Raw genomic sequence first — 5,866 nt, forward strand, 5'->3', positions numbered from 1 at the left:
GGTGGGTCAGCGCGGCGATCACCCAGGCCGCGATCGTCGGCCAGATCCCCGCTGAGCGCGCCCGCGCCCTGCATCCGCACATGCTGCGCGCCACTGTGCTCACCGCGCTGCTGGAAGGCGGCATCCCGGCCACACCCGCCGCCACCCTCGGCGCCCGTCTCGGTGCCCACGCCCGCCCTGCGGCGGCTGCAATGCCCTCACCCCTCAAGCGTGCCGCCACGGGCCCCCAAAACGGCGGAAAGTCGCCGAGGAGTTACCCGGCAAAGGGGGTGACAGCCCTGAGCCGCCCGCTCCCAGGGTCAGCGGTTCTTGCCGCGCCGGTGGCGCAGCCACAACAGGACGCTGGCCACCGACCCGGCGATGGCGACGAGCTGGGCGAGCCGGGCTTGGGAGACGATGCGCTCGGCGTGGTGGATCGTCACGATCTCGTCCAACGCTTGATGTGCGGCGTCGGCCTGGTCGAGCAGCGCGTCAACCTCGGGCTGTCCGGTCCGGCGCCGGTCTGAGTCCGTCAGCGATGCCCGCTCCCTTTATCTGCTGAGTTTCGTCCCCGCTTCGACAGCGCTGGCAACGACAGCTTCGATCGTAGGGTCTTCAGACATCGTCGTCGTCGGCATCGGGCGCATCGGGGTCGCGCAGGGCGCGGATCCTTGAGCACCTGCTCAAACGGTTGCGCTTCACGCTGGCCGAGCCCGACCCGCTGCTCGACCCAGGTGATGTCCGGCTCTTGGGGCGTGGTTACGGAACTCGCCATCCTCGCCGCACCTCGGTCTCCCCAGCCGAGGCAGGAAACTCCACACCGACTCGGCAAATCTCATGGCGGGGAACTCGCCGCCGGTTACGGTGCTGGCATGCTGGTGCGCCTGCTGTGGAAGCCTCTGCCCGAGTCGTGGCCGCAAGTGGCGCCCCGCCGGCCAGCGGGGCTGCGCGGCCTGGTCATCCGGATCCGGGGGAAGGCCGCGGGCATGTCGCGGGACGACGATGTCGAGCGGCGGATGCGGCGGGGGGCGATGCAGGCGATCGTCCGTGAGTCCTTCCAGCAGACGGTGGCCGAGCAGGACGGCGAGCATCGCGGGCCGGCCGTGTTCGCTGAGGCGTGGAAGGCCCGTCTGTCTGCTGTCCTGGCGCAGGAGAGCGTCGAGGTGACGGGCTGGGGCGAGATCGTCATCGCCGAGTTGGACACCGATCTGGGATGGAGCCTGTACGAGGCGGCCAGCCGTGCCCGAGCAGAGGCGATCGCGCGGGCCGTGGGCACGCCGGGCCGTCGCCGAGAGGCGGATGACGGGCCGACCGTGTCGTATGAGTTCTCGATCGCCGCGGGAGAAGAGGGTTCGCTCGGGCGCGTCCGGTACGCGATCTGCGAGCCGTGTGGAGTCGGACTGCTCAAGAAGATCAGTTTCTCACCCGAGTGGCAGTGCTGCGGGTTCGGCACGCTGGCCCTACGCGAGCTGGAGACCCGCCACCCGGGCCTGACCTGGTACACCACCGGCCAGTACGCGCACGCTCAGGGCTTCTATCAGCGATACCGGCGCCGCAGTACCAGCCCCTGGACCGCCGATCAACGGGCATGCCCGCACTTTGACAGCTTGAGCGCCACTGCCAGCGCCGGGTGAGAGCCCGGCGTCCAACCGCCGGGGAGCGGGGCACGCGCGGAAGGCCCGAGTTGGGATGTGTCACAGCCGTCCTGGGCCGTCCTGCGGTGGGCGCGTTGGCCATCGCCCGTCAGCGCACGAATCGCGAGGGGCTCGGGTTGCCGCTGGGACCTTTTCATCCCTTTGCCCTGCCTGTATACATCTGACATGACGAACAGTCAGAGACTCAGTCGGAAAGCGGATGGCTGGCGACGAAGGGCCTTAGCGACCGGCGTCATGATCGCCGCGATCGCCTCCCCAACTTCCCCGGCTCAGGCATCCGTCACGACGGCCAACCCGTGCGGCCAGGGCTATGTCCTGCGCAGCAGTATTCCGGTCAATCAGCGATGGGACTGGAACAAGAAGAACAGCCGGACCTTCGTGGCTCCGGTGGCCACCATCAACGCCTACGCCCACCCACAGAAGGGCATGAAATGCGCCTTTCTGTCCGTTCGCGCTGGGTGGAGTCAAAGAACACGAATCAAGAGCATGATCCTGCAGGTGCACTGGCCTACCAAGCCCGGCCAAGGCTCCCAGGATCTCTACGGCGAGTGGTTCGACGCCAAGGACATCGAGACCACCTCCCAATCGTCGGCCGGGCCGATCATTGTCAGCGTTCGCCGGTGTGTGACGGTCGTGGCGAGCATCAAGATCAGCAGCGATCTCGGCTACAGCGGTTATCGCGATATGGCCGCCTGCTAGACATCCAGGCCCAGGGGTGCACAGGGGAGAGCGTGCGGCCCTCAACCGCTGGCAGAAGTAGCGCGCCAGGCACAGGGCGAGCAAAAGTGGGAGCCGGCGAAGGGGTCCTCCTGCCTCAGGGCAGCCCTTTTCCGTGCATTGCGACGGGGCGCAAGTTTGCATCCTCATCCCAGTCGTCCACGAGCCGCTTGGGGATCTTGCGGCCTCAGGCACCTTGTGCTGCTGGGCCGGTAGCGCGCGCACGCGAGGACGTCCTCTCATGCCCGCTCTTCAGCGCTCCAGCGGCGGCTGGAGGGTAGGTCCCTTGGCGAAGGCGGTGAGATAGGCAACCTCGTCACGGGTCGCGGCGGCGAGATTGCCGAGCAGCTCGACCGCGCGCGGGACCAACCGACACATGAGGCATCGCCGAGGCTTAGTCACATCACGGCTGGTGCCGCGAGGCTCCTGCGTCTCCACCAGCGCGGGCGGCGGCGCTCTGGTCCATCGCCGCGAGCTCGTGGGGCGCCAGGTCGCGGGAGCGGACTTTTGCCACACGTGGCGTCGTGCCGTCGTCGACGAGAACGAGGGTCATCCCCGCCACGTCAGCCTGCCCTCTCAGGATCGTGATCTGCTCATCAGTCAGGTTGGTCACGTTCGTGACGAGCCTGACGCCTTCAGGCGAAGCATCTGCGCCGCCACTGTGCTGCAAGAGGGCCCGAAGCATCGCGCTGACGTGGGCAGCGAAAGACTGCCCGACGGGGCGTGTCACATATCCCGATCCCGAACGCGGTGTCTGCATGATCGCTGAGCCTGCCAGAGTTCCAAGAGCAGGGAGCCGGAGACAGGACACTCTTGAGGAGAATCACACCTACGCCTTCGTGAGGCCCCCTCGAGCTGTCCACGCAGCGGATCTCAGTCGTCAGGCCCAGGAAGGGGCGCGTGACAGGACGTGGGGTGTCGCAGGACCATATCCAGGCGGGCGAGCTGCACCGGGCAGTCGCGAGCGTGAGCGCTGCCTGAGCAGGCCGCGTGCCCTTCTGCCGGTCAGGCGGCGGCCAGTGGGGCGGCGCAGGTAAAGGGCGCCTGGTCACGGGCCAGCCGCCCCGTGTCGGGATGCCGCTGGAGCAGCTGCTGCAGCTCGAAGCCGGCGGCGTGGTCGTCTTGCGGGCCGCCCAGGTGCCGGTCGATCGCCGCCCGGAGTTTGTTGGAGAACTCCGGCGGCCAGGAGGTCACGGCGTGGGCGTGCACCCGCCCGGTGCGACTGTCGGCCAGGTAGACGTTGATCGTGAACCGCTCGTCCGCGGGCAGGCCGGGCGGATAGATGTCGGTGTCGCCTTGGCGGATGGCTTGCCATGGCTGCAGGCGGGCCTCGAAGACGCCGTTGGGGTGATAACGGGTGATCTGCCAGGGCGCGGGTGGCAGGTGCGGGTTCTGCTGGTGCTGGGCGAGCTCATCGCGCTGGCGGGCGCGCGCGGTCAGCTCCGCGTTGAGGGCGCGATCTCGTTGGAGCTGGAGGTCGCGGAGGGAGGGTGGCTCGGCCGAGCCGAGCGACCGGGGATCATGGACGGGCGTACTCTCCCTGCAGAGACATCGGAAGGCAGGAGCGTCCCCTATGGTCGATGAGTCGACGATCTCGAATCCGTTATCCGGTCCGGACACTGCGGCGTCATCACGCGTCGTGGCGAACCGCGGGACGCCGCGGATCGACTTCGACGTGCCGCACTCGGCTCGGATCTGGAACTACTTGCTGGGAGGGAAGAACAACTTTGCCGCCGATCGGGAGGCGGGTGACAAGGTCTGTGCCGTCTTTCCGGGCATGGTGGACGTCGCCCGCTGTTCGCGGCAGATGCTCGCTCGCGTGGTGCGTTACCTGGCCGGTGAGGCGGGGATCCGCCAGTTCCTGGACATCGGCACCGGGCTGCCGACTGTGGACAACACCCATGAGGTCGCCCAGCGGGTGGCGCCGACCTCGCGCATCGTCTACGTGGACAACGACCCTTTGGTGCTGGTGCATGCCCGGGCGCTGCTCACCAGCGCACCCGAGGGTGCCACCGATTACATTGAGGCGGATGTACGCGACCCGGAGTTCATCTTGGAGGCGGCCGCGAAGACGCTGGACTTCTCCCAGCCCACCGCGCTCATGCTGATGGGGATATTGGGCCTGGTCAGCGACTACGAACAGACACTCTCGATAGTGCGCCGGTTGATGCAGGACCTTCCCTCGGGCAGCTACCTGGCGCTTTATGACGGCACTGACACCGACCCGGCCTACCTCCAGGCCATGCATCGCCACAATACGGGCACCGGGGTGGTCCCCTACACGCCCCGCAGTCCGGAGCTGATCACGGGCTACTTTGACGGTCTGACGTTGCTGGAGCCCGGTGTGGTCTCAGTGCCGCGATGGCGGCCAGAGCCCAATCCCTTGGGTGAAGCCCCTGAGGTCGCCTGCGCTGGCGGCCTCGCGCGCAAGCCATGACGACGCCACCGGCTGCCGTGTCGCCTCGGTGGCCGCCCTGATCGACGCCGCCGCGTAATCACAGCCGTACCCGGCCCTCGAACGCCTTGCTCGCGCCCGCCAGGCAACTGCGACGAGCCACGCACGCGCCGCACCCGTCACCACGCGGGCCCGCCCTGGCGCACCACCTCCGAGCCGGTGAAGACGCCGACCGGGATGCGGGCCCGGCGGACGGCGGTGGCCGCGGTGCGCAGCGCCCGGGCCTGGACGTGCCGCGACCGGGAAACACCCTGCGGCGGGGCGGGGGCGGACTGGTAGCCGTTGGTCGACATGCAAGGTCAGCACCGGAGCCGGCCGCGTGCCACGCCACAGTGAACGCTTCAACGGGTCGGCGCACCGGCGCCGCGTGTCTGGCAGATCTGGGCGGCGCCGTGGTGCTACAACCGGCCGAGGATCTGGTGGCCGTCGTCGGTCAGCCGGGCCAGGAGCGCCGGATCCAGCTGAATGCTGATCCCAGCATGGACGGGCCGAACAGTGGCAGCACTTCATCAAATGCGTCGTTGTCGGTGGCCAGCGGGGGCTGGTGGGCTTCGAGGGTCTCGGTCAGGTGGCAGCAGCCAGGCCGCGCGGTCGGGGAGGGTGGAGTGCGCGACCAGCGCTGGGTGACCGGCCTCGGCGGCCTGCTCGTGTCGCTGAGTTTCGGCAGCGGCGTCGTACCCCGGCCTCAAGCGCGTTGACGTGGGACCGCTTCCGCCGGTGAAGGCGGGCTCCAGACCACCGGCCACTGCGACCGGCGCTCAGGAGGGATTCGTGACCCGAATGCCTAATCCTGGCCTGGGTACAGAAACACGCAGGTCATGAGCCATGGCAGGGCCGTTCCCCCGGACGGTGACGGGGGAGGTCGTGCACGTTCGGGGGATGGTCGAGCCGATGCTCGCACGGGCGGTGGACGAGATACCCCCCGCCCCACAGGGCCGGTTGCTGTTCGAACCGAAGTGGGACGGCTTTCGCGCCATCGCGCTGGTGGACGACCACGGCGCGGTGCAGCTGCGATCTCGGCGCGGGGCCAGGTTCGGCCACGCCTTCCCCGAAGTCGTGC

10 protein-coding genes are annotated in these 5,866 nt (G+C 68.6%); 5 read left to right on the forward strand and 5 right to left on the reverse strand.

Going from position 1 to position 5,866, the window contains the following annotated elements; genetic code table 11:
- Positions 1-299: 299 nt before the first annotated feature.
- Positions 300-434, reverse strand: coding sequence for a hypothetical protein (locus tag DQ384_RS43915; protein WP_281274204.1), 135 nt, complete (start codon positions 432-434; stop codon positions 300-302).
- Between the two features lie 417 nt (positions 435-851).
- Here DQ384_RS43915 and DQ384_RS40025 point away from each other — a divergent pair, with 417 nt between their 5' ends.
- Positions 852-1,613 carry a hypothetical protein gene (locus tag DQ384_RS40025; protein ID WP_114034109.1) on the forward strand — a complete coding sequence of 254 codons (762 nt, stop codon included), beginning with the start codon at positions 852-854 and terminating at the stop codon, positions 1,611-1,613.
- Between the two features lie 255 nt (positions 1,614-1,868).
- On the forward strand, positions 1,869-2,333 hold the full coding sequence (locus DQ384_RS40785) for a hypothetical protein (protein ID WP_147269106.1): 465 nt from the start codon (positions 1,869-1,871) through the stop codon (positions 2,331-2,333).
- A 270-nt stretch (positions 2,334-2,603) separates the two neighbouring features.
- Here the strand turns inward: DQ384_RS40785 and DQ384_RS43920 are convergent, their stop codons facing one another.
- The 3 genes from DQ384_RS43920 to DQ384_RS40795 form a co-directional block, all read right to left on the reverse strand.
- Complete coding sequence (locus DQ384_RS43920; protein ID WP_281274205.1) at positions 2,604-2,729, reverse strand: hypothetical protein; 126 nt, start codon at positions 2,727-2,729, stop codon at positions 2,604-2,606.
- Between the two features lie 25 nt (positions 2,730-2,754).
- Positions 2,755-2,964 (reverse strand): hypothetical protein, encoded by a 210-nt coding sequence (locus DQ384_RS40790; protein WP_147269107.1) that lies wholly within the window; start codon positions 2,962-2,964, stop codon positions 2,755-2,757.
- Between the two features lie 392 nt (positions 2,965-3,356).
- On the reverse strand, positions 3,357-3,971 hold the full coding sequence (locus DQ384_RS40795) for a hypothetical protein (RefSeq protein WP_147269108.1): 615 nt from the start codon (positions 3,969-3,971) through the stop codon (positions 3,357-3,359).
- Between DQ384_RS40795 and DQ384_RS40050 the strand changes: the two genes are divergently transcribed.
- Entirely contained in the window at positions 3,925-4,788 is an 864-nt protein-coding gene (locus DQ384_RS40050; protein ID WP_114034114.1) for an SAM-dependent methyltransferase, read from the forward strand. The two genes, DQ384_RS40795 and DQ384_RS40050, sit on opposite strands and share 47 nt — an antisense overlap.
- Positions 4,789-4,925: 137 nt before the next feature.
- Here the strand turns inward: DQ384_RS40050 and DQ384_RS41985 are convergent, their stop codons facing one another.
- A complete protein-coding gene (locus tag DQ384_RS41985) occupies positions 4,926-5,099 on the reverse strand; it encodes a hypothetical protein (RefSeq protein ID WP_181871706.1) in 174 nt (57 codons plus the stop codon).
- A 39-nt stretch (positions 5,100-5,138) separates the two neighbouring features.
- On the opposite strand from DQ384_RS41985, the gene DQ384_RS40800 reads away from it, so the two are divergent.
- Both DQ384_RS40800 and DQ384_RS40055 read left to right on the forward strand, forming a co-directional pair.
- Positions 5,139-5,504 carry a hypothetical protein gene (locus DQ384_RS40800; protein ID WP_147269109.1) on the forward strand — a complete coding sequence of 122 codons (366 nt, stop codon included), beginning with the start codon at positions 5,139-5,141 and terminating at the stop codon, positions 5,502-5,504.
- A gap of 127 nt (positions 5,505-5,631) precedes the next feature.
- Positions 5,632-5,866: DNA ligase-like domain-containing protein (locus tag DQ384_RS40055; protein ID WP_484378274.1), on the forward strand; the 235-nt coding region annotated here is incomplete at its 3' end.

The organism is Sphaerisporangium album (assembly GCF_003323745.1).
Lineage (GTDB): Bacteria > Actinomycetota > Actinomycetes > Streptosporangiales > Streptosporangiaceae > Sphaerisporangium > Sphaerisporangium album.

Excerpts from the sequence above, each read along its gene's own strand:
- DQ384_RS40025 (WP_114034109.1), top strand. The coding sequence starts at position 852 with ATGCTGGTGCGCCTGCTGTGGAAGCCTCTGCCCGAGTCGTGGCCGCAA.
- DQ384_RS40785 (WP_147269106.1), top strand. The coding sequence starts at position 1,869 with ATGATCGCCGCGATCGCCTCCCCAACTTCCCCGGCTCAGGCATCCGTC.
- DQ384_RS43920 (WP_281274205.1), bottom strand. The coding sequence starts at position 2,729 with ATGTGTCGGTTGGTCCCGCGCGCGGTCGAGCTGCTCGGCAATCTCGCC.
- DQ384_RS40050 (WP_114034114.1), top strand. The coding sequence starts at position 3,925 with ATGGTCGATGAGTCGACGATCTCGAATCCGTTATCCGGTCCGGACACT.
- DQ384_RS41985 (WP_181871706.1), bottom strand. The coding sequence starts at position 5,099 with ATGTCGACCAACGGCTACCAGTCCGCCCCCGCCCCGCCGCAGGGTGTT.